A 24,222-nucleotide genomic window follows, 5' to 3' on the forward strand; every position below is an offset into this window, starting at 1 on the left:
ACCTGAACGCTAAGGAAATAAATAACTTAAAAATCAATAGACTATAAAATAATTTATTTTCTGGCACGCTGGTTGCAATAACTCTGGCATGGAGAATAACGGAAATGGGAAAAACAAATGGCTAATCCACTTTTGTTCCGTTCGCTGTTAAGGGACGCGCCGCTGGCCAACGCCAGCAATCAGCAAGGCGCAGCGGCCTTCGCCTTCACCCCACGCCATACACTGGCGCAAATGGTGATGACCGGTTGCATGAACGAGACTTTTTATGTCAGCGGCCAGGCGCAGCTAAATGATGTTCTGGCGACAGCGAAAGATCTCGACGATCTGTTTTTAGCGCAACTGGCGATTTATGGCCGCGAACGCGGGATGATGAAGGATATGCCCGCGCTGTTGACCGCCATTCTGGCGGCGCGTGGCTCGGCGCTGCTGCCGGTAGTATTTGCGCGGGTGATCAATAATGGCCGGATGCTGCGTAACTTTGTGCAAATGTTGCGCAGCGGCGTGACCGGGCGGCGCTCGCTGGGGACGCGGCCAAAGAAGCTGGTGCAGCGTTGGTTGCAGAACGCCAGCGAAGAGCGCTTATTGCAGGCATCGGTGGGCAATATGCCGTCGCTGGCGGATATCGTCAAAATGGTGCACCCACGGCCGCAGGCGGCGTGGCAGGAAGCCTTCTTTGCCTGGCTGATTGGTAAGCCGTGCGATAAGGCGCAACTGCCGGAAAAAACGCGCGCGCTGCTGGCGTTTCGTGAAGGCAATATGGGCGCGGCCTTACCCGATGTGCCGTTTTTACTGCTGACCAACGCGCCGCTGAGTCGCGAACAATGGGCGCAACTGGCGCAGCGGATGAGCTGGCAAACGTTGCGCATGAATTTGAATACGCTGGCGCGTCATGACGTGTTTGAGAATGCAACGCTTGCCGCCAGCGTGGCGCAGCGGCTGGCGGACAGGGCGCAGGTGCGCCAGTCCTGGGTTTATCCTTATCAGCTGCTGTCGGCGTGGAGCAATCTGCAATGCAGCGTGCCGCAGGTTATTCGCGAGGCTTTAGCGCAGGCGATGGAGTACGCGCTGGAGAACATTCCGCCGTTTCGCGGCAACGTGGTGGTCTGCCCGGATGTGTCGGGGTCGATGAAGTCGTCGATAACCGGCTATCGCAAGGGGGCGACCAGTAAGATCCGCTGCGTGGACGTTGCCGGGCTGATCGCCGCCGCCGTGCTGCGTAATCATCCGCAGGCCCGCGTGCTGCCGTTTGAATGCGATGTGGTCGACGTGCAGCTTGATGCGCGCCAGTCGGTTATGCACAACGCGCAAAAGCTGGCGGCGGTTGGCGGCGGCAGCACCAACTGCTCCGCGCCGCTGCGTAGGTTGTTGAACGAGCGGGCGCGGGTGGATCTGGTGATTATGGTGTCGGATAACGAATCGTGGGTTGATAAGTCGCGCCATGGCTCAACGGCCACCATGGAATGCTGGATCGAACTGAAAAAGCGCAACCCGCAGGCGCGCCTGGTGTGTATCGATCTGCTGCCTTACGGTACCACCCAGGCGGCGGAACGAAGCGATATTTTGAACGTCGGCGGCTTCAGCGACGAGGTGTTTACGGTGATAGATAACTTTGTTAACGGTCGCTATGGCAGCGCGCACTGGCTGGAAGAGATTGAAGCCGTGACGCTGTAAAGAGTATTCAGCGCGGCGCGAATGCTGGCCGGGATTACATCTTTCCCGATGCGTATCATCCCGGCTATGAATTTGTCGCGCAACGCTGAAGGCACGAATGCTGGTGGATCTACACCTTGTATGGCCAGACGCAGGTTCGAACCCTGCCGGGGCTTAGCCCTGTAGCTCAACGGTAGAGCGGGTGATTCACCTTAACTTGTCGTGCCACCCTATTTTGGCGAATGCCTGTGGATCTACATTTGTTGCGGGTTCGAGACCCGTCAGAGCCCGGCTCTGTAGCTCAATGGTAGAGCGGTGTATTCACATAAACTTGTCGCCACCCTAATGATTAAAACGAGAAAAAAATGATGAATTACGAATTGATGACCACCCAGAACGCACCGGTAAAAATGTGGACCAAAGGCGTACCGGTAGAAGACGATGCCCGTCAGCAACTGATTAATACGGCGAAAATGCCGTTTATTTTCAAACATATTGCCGTTATGCCGGATGTGCATTTGGGGAAAGGATCGACCATCGGTAGCGTGATCCCGACGAAAGGGGCGATTATTCCGGCGGCGGTGGGCGTGGATATCGGTTGTGGAATGAACGCGCTGCGTACCAGCTTAACGGCGGCCGATCTGCCGGAAAATCTGGCGGAGCTGCGTAGCGCCATAGAGGCCGCTGTGCCTCACGGGCGTACCACCGGACGCGGGCGTCGCGATGTGGGCGCATGGGGAAACCCGCCCGCCAACGTTGATGAAAAATGGGCGCAGCTGGAAGCGGGATATCAGTGGTTAACGCAAAAATATCCGCGCTTTTTGAATACCAATAGCTATAAGCACCTGGGAACATTGGGAACCGGTAACCACTTTATTGAGATCTGTCTGGATGAAACCGATCGGGTATGGATCATGCTGCACTCCGGTTCGCGCGGGATCGGTAACGCCATCGGCACCTATTTTATCGGCCTGGCGCAGCAAGAAATGCAGGAGCAGTTAGAAACGCTGCCGTCCCGCGATCTGGCGTATTTTAATGAAGGAAGCGAATATTTTGATGATTACCTGAAAGCGGTACACTGGGCGCAGCAATTCGCCAGCCTGAACCGCGAGGCGATGATGGAAAACGCGCTGGCGGCGCTCCAGCGCTGCGTGGAAAAATCGATCGTCCTCGATATGGACGAGATCAACTGCCACCATAACTATGTGCAAAAAGAACAGCACTTTGGCGAAGAGATTTATGTGACGCGTAAAGGAGCGGTTTCGGCGCGGCGCGGTGAGTTCGGTATCATTCCCGGTTCGATGGGGGCGAAAAGCTTTATCGTGCGCGGGCTGGGTAACGAAGAGTCGTTCTGTTCGTGCAGCCACGGCGCCGGGCGTGTGATGAGCCGAACGAAAGCGAAGAAACTGTTTAGCGTTGACGATCAGATTCGCGCCACCGCGCATGTCGAATGCCGTAAAGATGCGGACGTGATCGACGAGATCCCAATGGCGTATAAAGACATTGATGCGGTGATGGCGGCGCAGTCTGACCTGGTGGAAATCATGTACACCCTGCGGCAGGTGGTGTGCGTTAAAGGATAGAAAATGGCAAGGATCATCGCGCTGGATGGCGCACAGGGAGAGGGCGGCGGGCAGATTTTGCGCTCGGCGCTGAGTTTATCAATGATAACCGGCCAGCCGTTTGAAATGAGCGACATCCGCGCCGGGCGCGCCAAACCGGGGCTGCTACGCCAGCATTTAACGGCGGTGCGGGCGGCAACGGAAATCTGCGGCGCGCAGGTGAACGGCGACGAGCTGGGCTCGCAGCAGTTGCGTTTTACGCCGGGGCCGATTCGCGGCGGCGAGTACCGTTTCGCGATTGGCAGCGCGGGCAGTTGTATGCTGGTGCTGCAAACCGTCCTGCCCGCGCTGTGGTTTGCCGATGGTTCATCCCGCGTGGAGGTTCACGGCGGGACGCATAATCAGGCCGCGCCCAGCGCCGATTTTATCTGCCGCGTCTGGGAGCCGCTGTTGGCGAGGATGGGCATCAGCCAGCGCACCACGCTGATAAAACACGGCTTTTATCCGGCAGGCGGCGGCGCGGCGGCGACGGTCGTCGAACCGGCAACGTCTTTACGCGGGCTAACGCTGATATCGCGCGGCGAGACGCTGCGCACCACCGCTGAAGCTTTGCTGGCGGCGGTTCCTTACCACGTTGGCGAACGTGAAGTCGCAACGCTGGAAGCCCATTTCCCGCTGGCGGAGAAAAATGTCGTTGCGCTGGAAGGCGGCTGCGGGCCGGGCAATGCGCTGTTGCTGATGATCCAAAGCGAACAGTTGACCGAACTGTTCGCCGCGTTCGGCGTAAAAGGCACCAGCGCGGAAGCGGTAGCTAATCAGGTTGCGCATGAAGCGCGGCGCTATCTCGCAAGCCCGGCGGCGGTGGGAGAGCATCTGGCCGACCAGCTGATTTTACCGCTGGCGCTGGCGGGCGAAGGCGCGTTTACCGTGGCACGGGCTTCCGCTCACTTGCTTACCAATATTGCGGTGGTGGAACGGTTTTTGCCGGTCAGATTTTCCTGTGAAGCAACCGAAAGTGGCTATCTTGTCCGGGTAAGCGACTAAGTCATCTTTACGAGCATTGCAAGGCAAACATCCGGGCCCGGTTTGTATGTGTGTCTCAGTTGAGCTACAATTTGAACTGTATAGAGACACAGTACAGGAGACTAATCGATGGCTGCAAATGCGCTTGTTCGTGCCCGTATCGACGAAACGCTGAAGGACCAGGCGGCAGATGTCCTGGCTGAAATGGGGTTAACCATTTCTGATTTGATACGGATTACACTGACTAAAGTTGCGCGTGAAAAGGCATTGCCTTTTGATTTGCGCATACCCAATGAGTTAACGTCACGAACGATAGAAAATAGCGAAGCTGGCGTTGATATTCATAAAGCCAAAGATGCTGATGATTTGTTTGACCAGTTAGGGATCTGACTATGGGGCAAAGGGAAATTGAATATTCGGGACAGTTCCAGAAAGATGTAAAACGGGCACAAAAGCGTCATAAGGATGTCGGCAAACTTAAAACACTTATGACGCTTCTGATTCACCACCCTTTTCCCCTTCCTGCCATTTATAAAGATCACCCGTTACAAGGTTCATATAGCGGATACCGGGATGCCCATATTGAGCCTGACTGGATTCTTATTTATAAGATAACGGATGAATGCCTGCGATTTGAACGAACAGGAACGCATGCCGATTTATTTTAAAAGCGCCGTTTTTGCCCATATGTTAACCGGTGCTTTCAGGTTTTATGATTAAACAAATTTACACACCAGGACGTTGCCTGTTTTGCCTCAAACCCCGTACCCCATCATCTTCAGCAACTGTTGTGCGTGCTGTACCGCGTCCTGACGGTGCGCGACGCCGAGTTTCTGGTAGAGGTTGCGGATATGCGTCTTAATGGTGGTTGCGGCCACCGCCAGTTCGCCGGCAATCTGTTCGTTGCTGTAACCGGAATAGATAAGCCCTAACACCTGCCATTCACGCTGGGTGAGCGGGCTGGTGCGAATAAGCTCCGGGACATCCGGATGGTTAAGCAGGCGCTCGACGAAGCCTTCGTCAAAATGGGCGAATTTATGCCGGTGATGTTGGTTAATCTCTCGCAGGATGCGCTGCGCGCGATGCTGCTCCATCTCCGGCAGCGTATTGAGCTGGATAAGCTGACGCAATTGTTGCGCCATGGCTTCGCCTTCAATCACAAAATGGCTGATAAATCCGGTGCGGTTGGCGAGCTGTAAGGCATCAAGCAATACGCGCTGGGCGTCGTTTTTCCGCCCGGATTGCCAGTAAAGCTGATTGAGTAACAGCAGATTGCGGTTTAAATCGCTCATTAAGCGCAGGCTACGGGCATTCTCATTTAACTCTTCCAGCACGATTTCCGCAGGCTCGAATTCGCCCAGCAGGATCTGCGCGCGGGCGATATTCCGCCATTGCCCTTGCAGAAAATGGTTATTGGCAAACGCCGGTTTGGGCGTATGACGTAACCAGTTGGCGGCGGATTTCTTGTCGCCGGTTAACTGCCAGTAAATGACACGCACTTTATCGGCGTTAGAGATCCAGTCGCAGTGATAACGACCATTGCCTAATAAATTTTCCAGTCGGTTAAGCTGACTACGGGCATTATCCAGATCGCCGCGCGCCAGCGAGCACTGCACCAGTAACGTCAGGCACTGCAACTGTTGTTGCGGCTGGAAGGTGGACAGCACAGCGATACCGCTGCGCGCCGAGGCCTCCGCTTCGTCAAGGCGCGCCCACGCCCACAGCAATTGCGCGCGGATACGTACCAGAAACTCATGCATCGGCAGTTGTTCCAGATGTTGCTCTTTGATCAACTGGAAGGCTCTCTCCTGCGTTTCCCATGCGGCCTGCAGGAATCCCTGGGCGAACTGAATTTCACTTTGTTGAATTAAGCTCCACAGCGCGTAATGCCAGACGTCATGATGGCGCGCCATTTGTTCGGTTTGCTGCATCAGCGATAAAGACTGGCTGAGATCGCCTTTACAGTGCAGCACTTCGCCGTGAACGGAGGTCGCGACAATACGGCTATAAAACCAGGCGAGAGGAAGCTCATCCAGCGCCAGTTTCGCCAGCCGCTCAGCCTCTTCCGGATTGCCGTCGTTGATGGCGACCTGGGCGCGCAGCGCGTTAAATTCAGCATGTAGCGTGCCGTCCATGACCCCTTTGATCTCTTGCTCGGCGCGCGCCAGCAGCGTATTCACTTCGCTGTAGCGGTGTTGGCTTTGCATCAGCCAGGCCTGTAACAACACCAGCCGCGGATTTTCCAGCAGGCTTTCCCACGGCAGCGCTTTTAATGACTCTTCCAGCAGCGCCAGTTCACTGTGATTAAACAGCCCCCACGCATGGTTAAGCAGGATATCGCGCAGCATTTGCGCGTCACCCGCCGCCAGCGCATGATGAATAGCTTCGCTGGGAAAACCCTGTTCCATCCAGCTTTCCGCGGCCGCACGGTGGATCTCCGGCAGTTCCGCCGCCAGTTCCCACTGGCAACGCTGGCGCAGAAAGCTACCAAACAACGGGTGATAGCTAAACCACTCGCCCGTGTCGTCCATGCGTTGCAGGAATAACCCCTGGCGCTCAATCTCCTCCAGCCGCATCTGGCCGTTTTCTTCGCCGGTCACGCGCACAATCAACGCGTCATTCATTGAGCGTAAGATCGCGCTTTTAAGTAAAAAATGTCGGGTGCTGACATCCACGTTATCCAGTACTTCGTCCACCAGATAATCAGAAAGGTGGCTGGCATTAATCCCGGCAAGACGGCGGGCGGAGTGATGCGCAGAGGTATGGTTCTGGCGCGCGGAGAGGGCGATCAACTGTAGCGCAGTGGCCCAACCGGCCACATCGTCGCACATACGACTGCTCTCAGCGGCTTCAATGGGCGACGAAAGGCGACGGTCAAAAAATTGCTTTGCTTCCTGATGGTTAAAAGCTAACTGCTGGCTGCCGATTTCCAACAGCTGATCGCGCACGCGCAGATTAGCGATGCCCAGTTGCGGCAAATTACGCGATAACACCACCAGGGTGAAATTTTCCGGCTGATGCCGTAAGAAAAAGCGCATCGCGTCGTGAATCACCGGATTGGTAATCAAATGGTAGTCGTCAATCACCAGATAAAGCGGGCGATGCCACTGCGCCAGTTCAATAAAGAGCTGCGCGAAGAGGGACGTCAGGCTGGCGTACTGACGTTTTTGCGCCATCGCTTCGCTGGTAGAGCAGTGTCCGCCGGTGGCCTGTTGGATAGCGGCAATTAAGTAACTGGCGAATCGCTCTTGCTGGTTATCGCCTTCGTCGAGAGAGTACCAGCCTAATTCATTTTTGCCCGCCGCCCACTGTGAGACAAGCGTGGTTTTCCCATAGCCAGCAGGACTGGTTACCAGGGCGAGCCTGAAATTGTTCGCGCCGGAAAGTTTAGCCAACAGCCGCTCACGAACCACGGTATGGTCGAGACGAACCGGACGACTTAATTTAGACGGAATCAACATAGCAATCACTTCACTGTGGGAAATGGGGGGAACTGCGATTTTTTTTGCGCTTCGTAATTAATAGATATAAGGTCGGCCAGAAAGCATTTTAATGCAAGCTAAGCAGACTTTTTATGTGTCTGAATTTGCACTCTGTCACAATTCTAAATAACGGTATTAAAAAAGTATTCGGCGCGGTTGAAACGAGCGTCAGAGCTGGGCTGAGGTCATATTTCCGTTATTGTAAATAATGTCCTGGACAGGATGCGGATTTAACACAATGGCGATACCAGGCGTTTAATTAATTATGTTAAGTTAGTGAACCTCCCGCTGCTGAATATTTCAGGTAAGAAACTATTTCGGCGTTCATATAATCTTCGAAAATACCCCTTCGCGATTTACTGTTATTTCTGTTTATTCATTTGATTATGCGTAACACTGGGTGTCGTTGACAGGAATCGGCGCGTTTATACAGGGGTAAGTGGCGGCGATCACACTTTTATGCTCATCCCCGCTCCTCCTCCCTCCCTAATCATTGCCGGGAGGAGGAAGGTCAACATCGAGCCTGGCAAACTAGCGATAACGTTGTTTTATTACCCGAGGACGGATTTCCTATGTCACAGCCAACCTTCAATAAAGATCAATTCCAGGCCGCCCTGACGCGTCAGTGGCAGCGTTTCGGTTTACTGTCGGCGTCCGACATGACGCCTCGTCAGTGGTGGCAGGCCGTTAGCGGCGCGCTGGCGGAATTACTGAGCGCGCAACCGGTAGCGCAGCCGACGAAAGGCCAGCGTCATGTGAACTACATTTCGATGGAATTTTTGATTGGCCGCCTGACGGGAAATAACCTGTTAAATCTGGGGTGGTACCAGGACGTTAGCGATGTGCTGAAAGCGCACGATATTAATCTGACCAATCTGCTGGAAGAGGAAGTCGATCCGGCGCTCGGCAACGGTGGTCTGGGACGTCTGGCCGCCTGCTTCCTCGATTCGATGGCCACTGTCGGGCAGTCCGCTACCGGCTATGGTCTGAACTACCAGTATGGGCTGTTCCGTCAGTCATTTGTTGAGGGCAAGCAGGTGGAAGCGCCGGATGACTGGCATCGCGGCAGCTATCCGTGGTTCCGCCACAACGAGGCGCTGGACGTCCAGGTTGGGATCGGCGGTAAAGTCACCAAAGAAGGGCGCTGGGAGCCAGGTTTTGTGATTACAGGCCAGGCCTGGGATCTGCCGGTGTTAGGCTATCGTAACGGTGTCGCGCAACCGCTGCGTTTGTGGCAGGCGACCCACGCCCATCCGTTTGATCTGACCAAATTCAACGACGGCGCTTTCCTGCGGGCGGAACAGCAGGGTATCGATGCGGAAAAACTGACGAAGGTGCTTTATCCCAACGATAACCACACGGCGGGCAAAAAACTGCGCCTGATGCAGCAATACTTCCAGTGCGCCTGCTCGGTAGCGGATATTCTGCGTCGCCATCATCTGGCCGGACGCAAGCTGCATGAGCTGGCGGATTATGAGGTCATTCAGCTAAATGATACCCACCCGACTATTGCCATCCCTGAACTGCTGCGCGTATTGCTGGATGAACACCAGATGAGCTGGGATGACGCCTGGGCTATCACCAGCAAAACCTTCGCCTACACCAACCACACCCTGATGCCGGAAGCGCTGGAGTGCTGGGACGAGAGGTTAATCAAAGCGCTGTTGCCGCGTCATATGCAGATTATCAAGCAGATTAACGATCGCTTTAAGACGCTGGTCGATAAGACCTGGCCTGGCGATAAGCAGGTATGGGCAAAACTGGCGGTGGTGCACGACCGTCAGGTACGCATGGCCAATATGTGCGTGGTCAGCGGCTTTGCGGTCAACGGTGTGGCGGCGCTGCACTCCGATCTGGTGGTGAAAGATCTGTTCCCGGAATATCACCAGCTTTGGCCGAACAAATTCCACAATGTCACCAACGGCATTACGCCGCGTCGCTGGATCAAACAGTGCAATCCGCAGCTTGCGGCGTTGCTGGATAAAACGCTGAAAAAAGAGTGGGCTAACGATCTCGACCAGTTGATCAACCTCGAAAAATACGCTGACGATGCGAAGTTCCGTCAGCAATATCGCGACATCAAGCGGGCGAACAAAGAGCGGCTGGTGAAATTCATCAAGGCCCGTACCGGGATTGAGATTTCAAGCAACGCGATTTTTGATATTCAAATCAAACGTCTGCACGAGTACAAACGTCAGCACCTGAACCTACTGCACATTCTGGCACTGTACAAAGAGATCCGCGAAAACCCGCAGGCCGACCGCGTACCGCGCGTATTCCTGTTTGGCGCGAAGGCGGCGCCGGGCTATTACCTGGCGAAGAACATCATTTTTGCTATCAATAAGGTTGCGGAAGCCATTAATAACGACCCGGCGGTGGGTGATAAGCTGAAGGTGGTTTTCCTGCCGGATTACTGCGTCTCGGCGGCGGAAATGCTCATTCCGGCGGCGGATATTTCCGAGCAAATTTCTACCGCCGGGAAAGAGGCGTCCGGCACCGGCAACATGAAACTGGCGCTGAACGGGGCGTTGACTGTGGGAACGCTGGACGGCGCTAACGTTGAAATCGCTGAGAAGGTGGGTGAAGAGAATATCTTTATCTTTGGCCATACTGTGGAAGAGGTCAAGGCGCTCAAAGCCAAAGGCTACGATCCGGTGAAATGGCGTAAAAAAGACAAAGTGCTGGATGCGGTGCTAAAAGAGCTGGAAAGCGGTCAATACAGCGATGGCGATAAACATGCCTTTGACCAGATGCTGCATAGCCTCGGCAAACAGGGGGGCGATCCGTACCTGGTCATGGCGGACTTCGCCGCTTATGTCGAGGCGCAAAAGCAGGTGGATGCGCTGTATCGTGACCAGGAAGCGTGGACGCGCGCCGCGATCCTCAATACCGCGCGCTGCGGTATGTTCAGTTCCGATCGCTCTATTCGCGATTATCAAGCCCGTATCTGGCAGGCAAAACGCTAAGGGAGCGCGATGGAAAATAAACGTCTCGATAGTGCCGCGCTGGCGGCGGGGATCAGCCCCAGTTACATCAATGCTCATGGCAAACCGCAGTCTATTGGCGCTGAAACCAAGAGACGTTTGCTGGCGGCGATGCACGGCACGACAACAGGACCACAGGCGGTCGTGCCGAATGTGAAGGTTTATACCGCGGGTAAAAAAATGGCGTTGCCGGTAGAGGGGCGCGGTGAGTTTGCCTGGCTGCTGACTACGGAAGAGGGCGTGCATTACAAAGGGCGCGTGACGGGCGGTAAAAAACTTAACCTTCCGGCTACATTGCCGGAGGGCTACCACACCCTGACGTTGACCCAGGATGAACAGCGTACGCACTGCCGGATTATCGTCGCCCCGCCGCGATGCTATGAGCCGCAGGCGCTGCTGGAGGGGAAAAAACTGTGGGGGGCCTGCGTCCAGCTTTATACTCTGCGTTCAGAAAAAAACTGGGGTATTGGCGATTTCGGCGATTTGAAGTCGATGCTGGTCGACGTGGCGACACGCGGCGGCGCGTTTATCGGCCTGAACCCGATCCACGCGCTTTATCCGGCGAATCCGGAGAGCGCCAGTCCCTACAGCCCCTCGTCTCGTCGCTGGCTGAACGTGATATATATCGACGTCAACGCCGTCGAAGATTTCCGCCTGAGCGAAGAGGCGCAGGCATGGTGGCAAATGCCCGCCACACAGCAACAGCTGCGACAGGCGCGCGATGCGCAATGGGTCGATTACGCTACCGTTACCGCGCTGAAAATCACGGCGCTGCGGATGGCGTGGACGCGCTTTGCCGCTCGCGACGATGCGCAAATGGCGGAGTTTCGTCACTTTATCGCCCGCGAAGGCGAAAGCCTTTACTGGCAGGCGGCATTCGACGCGCTGCATGCGTATCAGGTGAAAGAGGATGAGCAGCGCTGGGGCTGGCCAGCCTGGCCGGAGGCGTACCAGTCGGTAGAGTCTCCCGCTGTAAAACAATTCTGTGAAGCGCACCGCGAAGAGGTGGAGTTTTATCTCTGGCTTCAGTGGCTGGCCTGGCGCCAATTCGCCGCCTGCTGGGATACCTGCCAGAGTTTTAAACTACCGATTGGTCTGTACCGCGATCTGGCGGTTGGCGTAGCGGAAGGCGGCGCGGAAACCTGGTGCGACCGGGAGCTGTACTGCCTGAAAGCATCTGTCGGCGCGCCGCCGGATATCCTCGGCCCGCTCGGTCAGAACTGGGGGCTGCCGCCAATGGACCCGCATATCATTGTCGCCCGGGCGTATGAGCCCTTTATCGACCTGCTGCGCGCCAATATGCAAAACTGCGGCGCGTTGCGCATTGACCATGTCATGTCGTTGCTGCGTCTGTGGTGGATACCGTATGGCGAAACAGCGGATCAGGGGGCTTACGTCCATTATCCGGTAGATGATTTGCTTTCTATTCTGGCGCTGGAGAGCCAACGTCACCGCTGTATGGTGATAGGCGAAGATCTGGGGACGGTGCCAGTTGAGATTGTCGGCAAGCTGCGCGATAGCGGGGTCTATTCTTATAAAGTGCTGTGGTTTGAAAATGACCTTGAGAAAAACTTCCGCGCGCCAGGTGCGTATCCGCAACAATCGATGGCTGTCGCCTCGACGCACGATCTCCCCACGCTGCGCGGCTATTGGGAATGCGGTGACCTGACGTTGGGTAAAGCTCTGGGGCTTTATCCGGATGAAGTGATTCTGCGCGGGCTGTATGAGGATCGCGAGCGGGCGAAACAGGGGCTATTGGACGCGCTGCATAAATATGGCTGTCTGCCAAAACGCGCCGGGCATAAGGCATCGTTAATGTCGATGACGCCAACGCTAAATCGCGGACTTCAGCGCTATATCGCCGACAGTAACAGCGGTCTATTGGGGCTTCAGCCGGAGGACTGGCTGGATATGGCCGATCCGGTTAACGTACCGGGCACCAGCGATCAGTATAAAAACTGGCGGCGGAAGCTCACCGCCACGCTGGAGCAGATGTTTGCCGATGAGGGCGTAAACAAGCTGATTAAGGATTTGGATAAGCGCCGAAAAGCGGCCGCGAAGAAGAAGTAATAAAGCCGGGGATTTCCCCGGCTTTATTATGGTGAGAGCACGTAGGTCTGATAAGCGCAGCGCCATCAGGCAATCCTGGCGCACATTGCTGCCTTATCCGGCCTACAAGCTGTCTCGCTTAAACCACCATACCCAACAGCAGACAGCCGATCAGGCCGCAGACGGAGATGATCGTTTCCAGCATCGACCAGGATTTAATGGTCTCGCCGATAGTCAAATTGAAATACTCTTTGAACAGCCAGAAGCCCGGGTCGTTGACGTGAGAGAAAATCACGCTCCCGGAACCGACTGCGATAACCATCAGTTCAGGGCTAACGCCGGTAGTGGCGATCAGCGGCGCCGCAATGCCGCCTGCGGTAATCGCCGCGACAGTCGCGGAGCCCAGCGCGATACGCAGCACCGCCGCGATAGACCACGCCATTAACAGCGGAGAGACATTGGTTTCATGCATCATTGAAGCGATGTATTTATCCACGCCGCTATCTACCAGCACCTGCTTGAATGCGCCGCCGCCGCCGATGATCAGCAGCATCATGGCGATAATTTTGATGGAAGAGACCAGCGTATCGTTAATCTGATCCATGGAACGCCCGCGGTTCAGGCCAAAGGTGAACATCGCAATCAGTACGGCAATTAACGTAGCCATTACCGGGTCGCCCAGGAACTCGGCAACGGGCAGGAAAGCGTGGCCTTTTGGCAGAATCATCTCGGCAATCGCACGCATCGCCATCAGAATCACCGGAACCAGCGACGTCCAGACGCTGACGCCAAAGCCCGGCATCTCTTCTTCCGTAAAAGTTTTCGCGCTGTACAGGCCTTCCGGGATCGGCTTATCGATACCTTTCAGGAAACGGGCGTAAACCGGTCCGGCAAGGATCACGGTCGGGATTGCCAGAATCGTACCAAACAGCAGCGTCTTACCCATATCGGCATGGAAAATCGTGGCGATTGCGGTTGGGCCCGGGTGCGGCGGCAGGAAGCCGTGTGTGACGGAAAGCGCCGCGGCCATCGGCACGCCGACGTACAGTAACGGGATATTCGCTGCTGCGGCAATGGTGAATACCAGCGGCAGCATCAGAACGAAGCCCACTTCATAGAACAGAGCGAAGCCGACGGTAAAGCCGGTTAACACTACGGCCCACTGAATATGCTTTTTACCAAATTTCGCGATCAGGGTAGTGGCGATACGTTGAGCGCCGCCGCAGTCGGCAAGCATTTTGCCCAGCATGGCGCCGAACCCCATAATCAGGGCCAGACTGCCAAGCGTACCGCCGACACCGGCTTTGATGGAGCCGATGACTTTATCCAGCGGCATTCCCTGCATCAACCCGACAGCGAGCGCTACCAGGACAAGGGCGATAAATCCGTTCATTTTGAAGCGGATCATCAGAAGAAGTAACAAGATAACACCGATAGCAACGATGACTAATGGCATGATTTACCTGGCCTTTACTTTGTTATGGGTAACGTCATTGTTTCGACGACAAATTCCTGTTGTTCCCGACGGGAACAGAGTCGCAATAGCACCAATACTGATTACCGTTGAAACGAATGAGCGTAGTCAGATGTTATATGGATGTTAGGTGCCCATAAGAATGATACGGGTAACATGTGGGTGTTGAAAATGACCCTGGCAGGCAAAATTTAAATTATGAGACACAGGTCATGTTATCGGTGAAAGGAGAAGGACCATCGTTCTGAGTTGTGGCTGATAGCGCAGGATGGCGGCGTAAACGCCTTATTCGGCCTACGGTGGGGCAGACAAGGCCCGACAGGCGCAAGCGCCATCGGGCATGGATGCGGGGAAAATCTTAGTAGTAGGAGTGCTCGCCGCGCTGGTGTTCGGTCAGATCGCGAACCCCTTTCAGTTCCGGGAATTCATTCAGCAACTGTTTCTCGATCCCTTCTTTCAGCGTGACGTCAACCATCGAGCAACCGTTACAACCGCCGCCAAACTGCAGAATTGCATAGCCTTCATCGGTAATTTCCATCAGCGAGACGCGACCGCCGTGGCCCGCCAACTGCGGGTTAATCTGCGATTGCAGAGCATATTCCACGCGCTCCATCAGCGGCGCGTCATCGGCCACTTTGCGCATCTTCGCGTTTGGCGCTTTCAATGTAAGTTGAGAACCTAGCTGGTCGGTCACGAAATCAATTTCCGCGTCTTCCAGATAGGGCGCGCTCAGCTCGTCGACATAAGCGGTCAACAGGTCAAATTTCAGTGCAGTATCGGTGGCTTCTACGGCGTCGGGCGGACAATAAGAAACGCCGCACTCTGCGTTAGGAGTGCCGGGATTAATGACAAATACGCGGATTTGCGTCCCTTCTTCCTGATTTGCCAGCAGTTTGGCAAAGTGCGCTTGTGCAGCATCGGAAATACGGATCATAGTAATGGCCTAATAGTTGACTATTTTAGTTGGTTATAATACGCCCATCATCGAGGCTCTACAAGGTTCGACACAGGCACCATACCTGGACAGTCGCTGCGCCGTTGCGCAAAAGCAGTTGCGCGATTTCCGCGACGGTACTTCCGGTAGTGACGACATCATCCACAATAACCATATGGAGACCCTGTACCGGCAATTCAAGGCGAAACGCGTTTTTCAAATTGCGTTTCCGTAACCTGGCGCTGAGATGATGTTGTGTTGCGGTCGCCCGTACCCGCGTGATGGTCTGGCTGTCCCACGCGCAGCCCAGCCAGTGCGCTAACGGTTGGCATAACAGATCGCTTTGGTTAAATCCCCGCCGCCAGTGTCGGCGCGACCAGAGCGGAACGCTGACGATTCTGTCGGGAAGCTGCAAGCCAGTGCTGCGGCGCGCCATGAGGACTTCCTGCAACAGTAGACGCGCCAGAGCGGCGGCAATTTCGTTACGGCGGGTAAATTTAAGCTGATGCACCAGTAAACTCAAGGGCGGCGTATAGTTACTGACGCTCACCAGACGCTGCCAGGGCGGCGGTTTTTGCAGGCAGCGACCGCAGGGGAGCGAAGGATGCCTGGCGGGTAATCCACATTGCGGACACACGCTGACGCGCTGGCGGACGGCGCGCGCGCATACGGAACAAATCCCCCAGTGGCTTAACGCCAGCGGCATTCGGCATAGCCAGCATAATCCCGGTACTGTTAGCATAGGTGCATCCTTGTTAGACAAAAGAGAACAGTAACTGATGAATGACATCTGGTGGCAGACCTACGGCGAGGGAAATTGTCATCTTGTGCTGCTGCACGGATGGGGATTGAACGCGGAGGTATGGCATTGCATTCGCGAGGAACTCGGCTCGCATTTTACGCTGCATCTGGTCGACTTGCCGGGCTATGGTCGCAGCTCGGGGTTTGGCGCCATGACGCTTGAAGAGATGACGGCGCAGGTAGCGAAAAACGCGCCGGACCAGGCTATCTGGCTTGGCTGGAGCCTGGGCGGCCTGGTGGCGAGTCAGATGGCGCTCACCCACCCTGAACGCGTTCAGGCGCTGGTGACAGTCGCCTCTTCGCCATGCTTTAGCGCGCGTGAGGGGTGGCCGGGAATAAAACCAGAAATCCTCGGCGGATTCCAGCAGCAGCTTAGCGACGATTTTCAGCGCACGGTGGAGCGTTTTCTGGCGCTGCAAACGTTAGGGACGGAGACGGCGCGTCAGGATGCCCGCACCTTAAAAAGCGTAGTGCTGGCGCAGCCTATGCCGGATGTAGAGGTGCTCAATGGCGGACTGGAAATCTTAAAAACGGTCGATCTACGAGAAGCGCTTAAAAATGTGAACATGCCGTTTTTGCGTTTGTATGGTTATCTGGACGGTCTGGTGCCGCGTAAAATCGCGCCTTTGCTCGATACGTTATGGCCGCACAGTACATCACAGATAATGGCGAAGGCGGCCCATGCGCCGTTTATCTCGCATCCGGCGGCGTTTTGTCAGGCGCTGATGACGCTAAAATCATCGCTGTAACCAGGGCGTTGCCGGGCCCGGACCATTCTGCCAGATTAATGGTTTTCAGACGCCAGATCGGCAGGCGCCAGCCCGGTAACCCTAAGCACGGTATCGCGATCGAAACCATCGTTTAGCATCGAGCGGGCAATGCGCAATGCGGCGAGCCGTTGGCCTTCCTGCTTGCCTTGCTGTAGCCCTTTCTGTAACCCGTTACGATGTCCTTCCTGACGTAATCTTTCTGCGATAGTCATGATCTTCTCCTTATGCTGTGGGATACGCATAGCCACCTGGCGGATAAACGTATTGAAGCGCGCGGCGTCGCCAGTGTGCATCATGTAATTAAACAAACTTTGAAGCTGGGTGTCATTAGCGTATCCCTTAACCAGCAGGGCGACCAGCTGTTCGACAAGCCCCATCAGATCACGCTGGCGGATGTGTTTTTGTATGAGTTCCAGCAGCGCGACCCGTCGGTGCCGCATAATCTCGTCGTCCGGCACGACCGTAATATCGACCAGAGGAAAGGCGGTGGCGTATAGCTTACGCGCCATCACCGGGTCGGCAAATTCATCCAGCCAGCATAATGAAAACGGATACGGGCTGCGGTTTCCGTGATAAAACAGCATTGGCACCACTAACGGCAACGTCTTATGCCCGGCCTCCAGGTGCCGTTGCATTGCAGCCATTGCGTAACGCATCAGCCGAAATGCCATATGCGCGTCCGGCGTACTCTGATGTTCAATAACCACGTAAATGTAACCTTCACCTTCACTTGTTTCCAGCGACCAAAGAATATCGGAATAATGGGGGCGTAAATCCTCTTCAATAAAGCTACCGGACTCCAGCCGTAACGTATTCAGATTACAGATTTGACGTAATGTCGTCGGGAGATGAATTTCCAAAAAATCCCGTGCAGTATCGGGGTGGCATAGAAACTGTTTGAATACCGCGTCATGCGGCGTGGATGTTGTTGAGGTCGCCATATCGATCCGTCATCGGTGAAGTTCAATGGCGTGACACTACGCGCAGACCGGGCTGATTGCAGTAGAGGATTAGCGCGCTTGCGAGGCGCGTGGGGAGATAAATGCGCACGGCGGTAACGCTTTCATCTTTGTGGAAGGCATGACGCAAAATTGCCCGGCAGCGTGACGCGTACCGGGCAACATAACGCGGGATAAAGGCCGGATAAGACGCGTTACGTCGCTACCCGGCGAAGGCTAACGCAAGGCCCACCATTCGCGCAGGCAGGCTTTACCTTCTGGACAACTTTTACAGCTGCCTGAAAGGCAGCCGTCCGCTTCTTCCGGGATACGTACCGCTTTACCCATGATCTCCAGTTGATTCAGCATGGCGTCGATCATGGGCTGCGGAGCGTGCAGCGTATGGCTGATCTGCGTTGCCTCCATACGCCCCCGTAGCGCCAGTAGATCGCGAACCTGTATCAATGAAGCCATTTTTTACATCCCTTAGTGACAATTGCCCGCAGTGCCCGAACAACAGGAACTGACGTTTTTGCGGGTTGCCAGCAGTTCAATGTCTACACGGCTGCGGGCGCGGCGCAACAGGCTTAACACCACAACGTTAAAGACGATCACTGCCAGAATACAGATCAGGCTGTATGTCGGGTGTTGACTGAAGCTGGTAACCTGGTAGAACAGCGTGGCGAGCGAATAGGCGATATTCAGCCCCCACAGGATGGAGAAGCCCATCCAGCCGCGGCTGGACTCGCGGGCGATAGCGCCCATTACCGAGATACACGGTACGTAAAGCAGGACGAAAATCAGGTAACTGTACGCCGCCGCGGCGCTGCCGAATTTTTGATCCATCACGCCCATCGCGCCGGTTGCCATTTCGCCGTCGCCTTTACTCGCTTCGATCGGGTTAGCCAGTACGCTCAGGCTAAAGGTGTCTTTCAGGCTTTGCCAGGTATCGTCAACCGCGCCCAGCAGTTCATCGCCGAGGTGAAAATCGGCAGGATTAAACGCTTCGTCCTGAATATTTTCGGCGGTATAGAGTGTGTTCAGCGTACCGACGACAACTTCTTTCGCCATGGCGCCTGTAAACAGACCCACGGTCGCTTGCCAGTTATCTTCATGGACGCCGATCGGTTTAAAGACTGGCGTGATGACCCGGCTTACGGAGGCGAGGGCGGAGTCATTAATGTTATCGACGATTTTGCCGCTCAGCGAGAAACTGTTAAACGCGCTCAGGAAAATACTCACGATGATAATGACTTTACCGGCGCGTAGTACAAAACCTTTCAGGCGTTGCCAGGTCTGGATGATCAGGCTCTTGATATGCGGTACGTGGTAAACCGGTAGCTCCATCACAAACGGAGAGGCTTCGCCGCGCATAATGGTATGCTTCAGCATCAGGCCGGTTAATACCGCCATGACAATACCCAGCACGTACAGCGAGAAGACCGCCAGCGCGCCGTTTTGCCCGAAGAAGGCGGCGGCAAAGACGGCGAAAATCGCCAGGCGCGCGCCACAGGACATAAACGGCGCCATCATGATGGTCATCAGGCGTTCGCGCGGAGCGTCAAGCGTGCGGGCGCCCATCACGGAAGGTACGTTACAGCCGAAGCCGACAATCAGCGGCACGAAGGATTTACCCGGTAGTCCCAGCGCCTGCATCAGGCGATCCATGACGAAGGCCGCGCGCGCCATATAACCGGAGTCTTCAAGGAAGGAGAGGAATAGGTACATCATCCCGATTTGCGGCACCAGCGGCAGGACGGTATTGATCCCGCCGCCAAGACCTTGCGCCAGGAAGATGGTTAACCAATCCGGGAAGTGCAGCGTGTAGCCAATCCATTGAATGCCATGAATAAAGATGGCGACGGAACCGGCATCAAACAGGGGTTGCAACGCGCCGCCGATGTTAATGGCGAGCAGGAACATCAGGTACATCACGAACAAAAAAATCGGTAAGCCGAGGAAGCGGTTCAGGATAATTTTATCGACCGCCCTGGTGAAGCGGCTGGGTTCGGCTGTCAGGGTATTGCTGACCACGTCGCAAATAGCGGCGATACACTGATAACGGGCGTCGGCGATATGCAGCGCCGGGTCGTCCATTTCGTCCTTCAGACGGGCAAGGGAGGTGTCCAGGTTTTGCGCCGCCTCATCTGCGTAAGCCCGGCTGTAGATATCGCCCTCCAGCATTTGCAGACCCAGCCAGCGGCGCTGTTGTAAAGGCATCTCCTGGGCCATCGCGTCGGCCAGGAAACCTGCTTCGCGCAGCAGCGGCTGGGCATAATGCACCAGTTCGACGTTGTCGTTAGCGTTGTGACGGTCAATGGCCAGTTTCAGCGCCTCGATACCGCGGCCGCGAGTCGATACCAGCGGTACGACAGGGCAACCCAGACGCGTGGACAGAGCGTCGACATCAATACGAACCTGCTGTTTTTCGGCGATATCCAGCATGTTGAGCGCGACAATACAGGGGATACCCAGCTCCAGCAGCTGCAGCGTCAAATAGAGGTTGCGCTCCAGATTGGAGGCGTCCACAACGTTTATCAACAGGTCGGCGTCGCCGCTCAGGATGTAGTGGCAGGCGATCTGTTCGTCGAGAGAGGTTTGTGACGAGATGGTCGTCAGAGAATAGGTGCCGGGTAAATCTACCAGCGTGACCTGGTGGTCAGTTGTCGCGAACTGGCCCTCTTTACGCTCGACGGTGACGCCCGCCCAGTTCCCCACGCGCTGACGCGCGCCGGTGAGTTGGTTAAATAAGGTGGTCTTGCCGGAATTAGGATTACCAATTAAACCAATGGTTAATTTTTTCATTTTTATAGACTCACTGTATTAACAGGAAACCGCTTCCACTTCTATTAACGCCAAATCCTTTTTACGCAAAACCAGACTCACGCGTCGTGTTTCGATATGGATCGGATCGCCTAAGGGCGCGACGCGGACAACATTAAATGAAGAGCCGGGCAACATGCCGAGCGAAAGCAGTTTTTGACGATACGCCGGGCTGATTTCACGCGCAAAGCCGGTGATTTTCCACGCAGTGTCAGGAGTGAATTGCATACGACCTACTTGTTTCTTACTAACTGGATGTATACCTCATGCGGCGCTCAGGGGGGCGGCAGGAGACCCGATGTTTAGCCAACGAAGGAAAGAGTAAATAATCAACAACACAATGATAATGAGAATGGTTTCTATCTTCAACGATTAAAATGTGACGGAATGTACAAATAAGCGATAATTTGCGCCGATGTTGATATGGCTCAACATTTATTTGTCTTTTTGCAAATACCCCTAATGTGCAAATATTCACCGTTTTTAATGTTTAATTAAGGTTTCATCTGTTAATAAAGTGATAATTAATAGTGCGGATAGCAGAAGGAAATTAATTAACAGATTCTAATGGGTAAGATTTAATTGTTAATTAAAAAAGAAAGGGTTGGACGTATTGCAAAATCGCAGGCCGGATAAGAAGTAACCCGGCCTGCGTATTACCCGATTAGCGTTTTTTTCCCATTGCCGCTGCCAGCGCGTCCATCATGGCGCTGTTACCGGCTGGCTGGGCGTCACGACCGCGCGGTTTCGCCGCTTTAGATGCAGGGCGGTTGCCCTGAGCGCGATCGGCGCCGCCGCCGCGGCGAGCGGCGGTTTCGCCGGGCTGTTCGTCCAGACGCATCGTCAGCGCAATACGCTTACGTTGCAGATCCACTTCCAGCACTTTCACCTTCACGATGTCGCCCGCTTTCACCACGGTGTGCGGATCGTCGACGAACTTATTCGAGAGCGAGGAGATATGCACCAGGCCATCCTGATGAACGCCGATATCGACAAACGCGCCGAAGTTAGTGACGTTAGTGACCGCCCCTTCCAGAATCATCCCCGGCAGCAGGTCGTTCATGGTTTCGACGCCATCGGCGAATTGCGCGGTTTTAAATTCAGGACGCGGGTCGCGGCCCGGTTTTTCCAGCTCTTTGATGATATCGCTCACGGTCGGCACGCCGAATTTATCGTCGGTAAAATCAGCGGCCTTGAGGTGACGCAATTCGTTGCTGTTGCCCATCAGATCTTTTAGCGCTTGCTGCGTCGCCGCCAGAATGCGTTCGACAACCGGATAGGCTTCCGGGTGGACGGTGGAGGCATCCAGCGGGTTATCGCCGTGGTTAATACGCAGGAAGCCCGCGCACTGCTCAAACGCTTTCGGCCCCAGACGGCTCACCTTCAACAGTTGCTGGCGGTTCTGGAACTGACCGTTCTCATCGCGCCAGGCGACGATGTTTTGCGCCATCATGCGCGTTAAGCCCGCGACGCGGGTCAGCAGCGGCACGGAGGCGGTATTCAAATCGACGCCGACGGCGTTTACGCAGTCTTCGACCACCGCATCCAGCTTACGCGCCAGCTGCGTCTGGCTGACATCGTGTTGATATTGGCCGACGCCGATCGATTTCGGATCGATTTTCACCAGTTCCGCCAGCGGATCCTGCAGACGACGCGCGATAGAGACCGCGCCACGCAGGGAGACGTCGAGATCCGGAAACTCCTGCGCCGCCAGCTCAGAAGCGGAATACACGGACGCCCCCGCTTCGCTGACGATCACTTTCTGCGCCGTCACGTTCGGGAACTGTTTCTGTACGTCGAGATAGAAGCGTTCGGTTTCACGCGAGGCCGTACCGTTGCCAATCGCGACCAGTTCGACGTGGTATTTTTCGCACAGCGCGGCGATCACGGTAGCCGCTTTGGCCGCCTGACCGGTATGCGGATAAATGGTATCCGTCGCCACCAGCTTGCCGGTGCCGTCAACGACAGCGACTTTTACGCCGGTACGCAGGCCAGGATCAAGGCCCATCGTGGCGCGCAGGCCTGCGGGGGCTGCCATCAGCAGGTCGTGCAGGTTACGCGCAAACACGTTAATCGCTTCGTCTTCCGCACGTTCGCGCACGGTGCCCATCAGTTCGGTTTCGAGGTGCATTAAGACTTTGATACGCCACGTCCAGCTCACTACGCCTTTGCGCCAGCTATCCGCCGGGGCGTTATTCAGCCGCAGGCCGAGATGGTCCATGATGATCTGCTCGCAGTAGCTCTCTTTCGGCGGCTCATCAAACTGTGGGTCGGCATTGAGCGAAAGTTGCAGAATGCCTTCGTTACGACCACGGAACATGGCCAGCGCACGGTGAGACGGGACGTTAGCAATGGGCTCATGATGGTCGAAATAGTCGCGGAATTTTGCCCCTTCTTCCTCTTTGCCGCTCACGACTGTGGCGACCAGATGGGCGTTCTTCCACAGGTAATCACGCACTTTCGCCAGCAATGCGGCGTCTTCGGCAAAGCGCTCCATCAGAATGTAGCGTGCGCCGTCGAGCGCGGCTTTCGTGTCCGCCACGCCTTTGTCGCCATCAATGTACTTTGCCGCTTCCACGTCAGGATCGTGGGACGGCTCGTTCCAGAGCAGATCGGCCAGCGGCTCAAGGCCGGCTTCAATGGCGATTTGTCCACGGGTGCGGCGTTTAGGTTTATAGGGCAGGTAGAGGTCTTCGAGCTCGGTCTTACTTAACGTAGCGTTGATGGCGCCAGCCAGCTCATCGGTCAGTTTGCCTTGTTCGGAAATGGACTTGAGGATAGCCTGACGCCTGTCTTCCAGCTCACGCAGATAGCCCAGACGCGTTTCCAGGTTACGCAACTGCGTGTCATCCAGACCGCCGGTGATTTCTTTACGATAACGTGCGATAAACGGCACGGTGTTCCCTTCGTCAAGCAGGCGAACGGCAGCTTCAACCTGCCCGGCATTTGCCTGGATTTCACCCGCAATAATGCGGCAGAAAGAATCATTCATCATGGGTTAGCTTCGTCTTCAGGATAAAAATCAGGGGATAGTTATACGGATTGGCTGGCAAAAATGCCAGCCATCAGCGGGGGCTTAGGATTCTTCTTGTCTTATTTGACGTATTCGATCGCATTGACGTACCAGTTTGCTTCGCCGACAGGGGTGTTGACCACCGCCAGATCGCCCACTTCTTTTTTCAGTAGCGCCCGCGCCATCGGCGAGTCGATAGAGATGTAATCCTTACGTCCGAAAATTTCATCGTAGCCGACAATGCGGAACTTCAGCGTATCGCCGTCATCATTTTCAATTTCCACCCAGGCGCCGAAGAAGACTTTGCCCTCCTGCTGCGGGGAATAATCCACGATTTTGAGATTTTCCATGCATTTGGTCAGATATCTGACGCGTCTGTCGATCTCACGCAGGCGCTTTTTATTATACTGATAGTCGGCATTCTCGCTGCGGTCGCCCAGACTCGCAGCCCAGGTCACTTTTTTGGTGACCTCCGGGCGCTCTTCACGCCAGAGATAATTGAGCTCTTGTTTGAGTGTTTCGTACCCTTCGCGGGTGATCAGGGGCGTTTTCATCTCGTTGATTTACCTTTGCTGTCGATATTGCGCACACGGGGTATAACGTGATCGTCCCGACAGAATAAATAATGGGGTTGCCGATTAATTGTATATTTAAGCTGCTGTTAAATATGCTTTGTAACAATTTAGCCTGAAATTCATACCAGAATTTGCTGGTGACTC

The 24,222-nt window shown here is 55.1% G+C and carries 18 protein-coding genes; 8 read left to right on the forward strand and 10 right to left on the reverse strand.

Features of this window, described 5'->3' with window-relative positions:
• The first annotated feature begins 117 nt into the window (after positions 1–117).
• The 5 genes from J1G48_RS01600 to J1G48_RS01620 all read left to right on the forward strand — a co-directional run bounded on the left by J1G48_RS01600 (position 118) and on the right by J1G48_RS01620 (position 4,903).
• Positions 118–1,671, forward strand: a complete 1,554-nt coding sequence (locus tag J1G48_RS01600; protein WP_000013013.1) for a TROVE domain-containing protein — start codon at positions 118–120, stop codon at positions 1,669–1,671.
• Between the two features lie 347 nt (positions 1,672–2,018).
• A complete protein-coding gene (rtcB, locus tag J1G48_RS01605) occupies positions 2,019–3,233 on the forward strand; it encodes an RNA-splicing ligase RtcB (RefSeq protein ID WP_001105533.1) in 1,215 nt (404 codons plus the stop codon).
• A 3-nt stretch (positions 3,234–3,236) separates the two neighbouring features.
• Positions 3,237–4,256, forward strand: coding sequence for an RNA 3'-terminal phosphate cyclase (gene rtcA / locus J1G48_RS01610; RefSeq protein ID WP_000101024.1), 1,020 nt, complete (start codon positions 3,237–3,239; stop codon positions 4,254–4,256).
• Between the two features lie 108 nt (positions 4,257–4,364).
• On the forward strand, positions 4,365–4,625 hold the full coding sequence (locus tag J1G48_RS01615; protein WP_000729713.1) for a type II toxin-antitoxin system RelB/DinJ family antitoxin: 261 nt from the start codon (positions 4,365–4,367) through the stop codon (positions 4,623–4,625).
• A 2-nt stretch (positions 4,626–4,627) separates the two neighbouring features.
• On the forward strand, positions 4,628–4,903 hold the full coding sequence (locus tag J1G48_RS01620) for a type II toxin-antitoxin system YafQ family toxin (protein WP_001526148.1): 276 nt from the start codon (positions 4,628–4,630) through the stop codon (positions 4,901–4,903).
• Between the two features lie 87 nt (positions 4,904–4,990).
• Here J1G48_RS01620 and malT read toward each other — a convergent pair whose 3' ends face one another.
• Entirely contained in the window at positions 4,991–7,696 is a 2,706-nt protein-coding gene (gene malT / locus J1G48_RS01625; RefSeq protein ID WP_000907030.1) for an HTH-type transcriptional regulator MalT, read from the reverse strand.
• Between the two features lie 593 nt (positions 7,697–8,289).
• Between malT and malP the strand changes: the two genes are divergently transcribed.
• Positions 8,290–10,683 carry a maltodextrin phosphorylase gene (gene malP, locus J1G48_RS01630; protein WP_000082262.1) on the forward strand — a complete coding sequence of 798 codons (2,394 nt, stop codon included), beginning with the start codon at positions 8,290–8,292 and terminating at the stop codon, positions 10,681–10,683.
• 9 nt (positions 10,684–10,692) lie between these two features.
• On the forward strand, positions 10,693–12,771 hold the full coding sequence (gene malQ, locus J1G48_RS01635) for a 4-alpha-glucanotransferase (protein WP_000428724.1): 2,079 nt from the start codon (positions 10,693–10,695) through the stop codon (positions 12,769–12,771).
• Positions 12,772–12,889: 118 nt separating this feature from the next.
• On the opposite strand, the gene gntT is transcribed toward malQ, so the two are convergent.
• The 3 genes from gntT to gntX all read right to left on the reverse strand — a co-directional run bounded on the left by gntT (position 12,890) and on the right by gntX (position 15,900).
• The gene (gene gntT, locus J1G48_RS01640; RefSeq protein ID WP_001131737.1) at positions 12,890–14,206 is read right to left on the reverse strand and encodes a gluconate transporter; all 1,317 of its coding nucleotides are present in this window, start codon (positions 14,204–14,206) and stop codon (positions 12,890–12,892) included.
• A 376-nt stretch (positions 14,207–14,582) separates the two neighbouring features.
• The gene (gene nfuA / locus J1G48_RS01645) at positions 14,583–15,158 is read right to left on the reverse strand and encodes a Fe-S biogenesis protein NfuA (RefSeq protein ID WP_000619387.1); all 576 of its coding nucleotides are present in this window, start codon (positions 15,156–15,158) and stop codon (positions 14,583–14,585) included.
• 58 nt (positions 15,159–15,216) lie between these two features.
• Positions 15,217–15,900: a DNA utilization protein GntX gene (gene gntX, locus J1G48_RS01650; protein WP_000958742.1), complete on the reverse strand. Its 684-nt coding sequence runs from the start codon at positions 15,898–15,900 to the stop codon at positions 15,217–15,219.
• A 37-nt stretch (positions 15,901–15,937) separates the two neighbouring features.
• Here gntX and bioH point away from each other — a divergent pair, with 37 nt between their 5' ends.
• On the forward strand, positions 15,938–16,708 hold the full coding sequence (bioH, locus tag J1G48_RS01655; RefSeq protein ID WP_000998145.1) for a pimeloyl-ACP methyl ester esterase BioH: 771 nt from the start codon (positions 15,938–15,940) through the stop codon (positions 16,706–16,708).
• Positions 16,709–16,743: 35 nt separating this feature from the next.
• On the opposite strand, the gene J1G48_RS01660 is transcribed toward bioH, so the two are convergent.
• The 6 genes from J1G48_RS01660 to greB form a co-directional block, all read right to left on the reverse strand.
• The gene (locus J1G48_RS01660; RefSeq protein WP_000235956.1) at positions 16,744–17,670 is read right to left on the reverse strand and encodes an Rpn family recombination-promoting nuclease/putative transposase; all 927 of its coding nucleotides are present in this window, start codon (positions 17,668–17,670) and stop codon (positions 16,744–16,746) included.
• 234 nt (positions 17,671–17,904) lie between these two features.
• Positions 17,905–18,141 carry a [Fe-S]-dependent transcriptional repressor FeoC gene (gene feoC / locus J1G48_RS01665; protein ID WP_000157587.1) on the reverse strand — a complete coding sequence of 79 codons (237 nt, stop codon included), beginning with the start codon at positions 18,139–18,141 and terminating at the stop codon, positions 17,905–17,907.
• A 12-nt stretch (positions 18,142–18,153) separates the two neighbouring features.
• Positions 18,154–20,472, reverse strand: coding sequence for a Fe(2+) transporter permease subunit FeoB (gene feoB, locus J1G48_RS01670; protein WP_000736978.1), 2,319 nt, complete (start codon positions 20,470–20,472; stop codon positions 18,154–18,156).
• A gap of 18 nt (positions 20,473–20,490) precedes the next feature.
• Entirely contained in the window at positions 20,491–20,718 is a 228-nt protein-coding gene (gene feoA / locus J1G48_RS01675; RefSeq protein ID WP_001160955.1) for a ferrous iron transporter A, read from the reverse strand.
• Between the two features lie 436 nt (positions 20,719–21,154).
• Complete coding sequence (locus J1G48_RS01680) at positions 21,155–23,485, reverse strand: Tex family protein (RefSeq protein WP_000980659.1); 2,331 nt, start codon at positions 23,483–23,485, stop codon at positions 21,155–21,157.
• 98 nt (positions 23,486–23,583) lie between these two features.
• A complete protein-coding gene (gene greB, locus J1G48_RS01685) occupies positions 23,584–24,057 on the reverse strand; it encodes a transcription elongation factor GreB (protein WP_000856695.1) in 474 nt (157 codons plus the stop codon).
• Positions 24,058–24,222: the final 165 nt, after the last annotated feature.

The sequence above is a fragment of the Salmonella sp. SAL-020 genome, from assembly GCF_017372215.1.
GTDB lineage: Bacteria > Pseudomonadota > Gammaproteobacteria > Enterobacterales > Enterobacteriaceae > Salmonella > Salmonella enterica.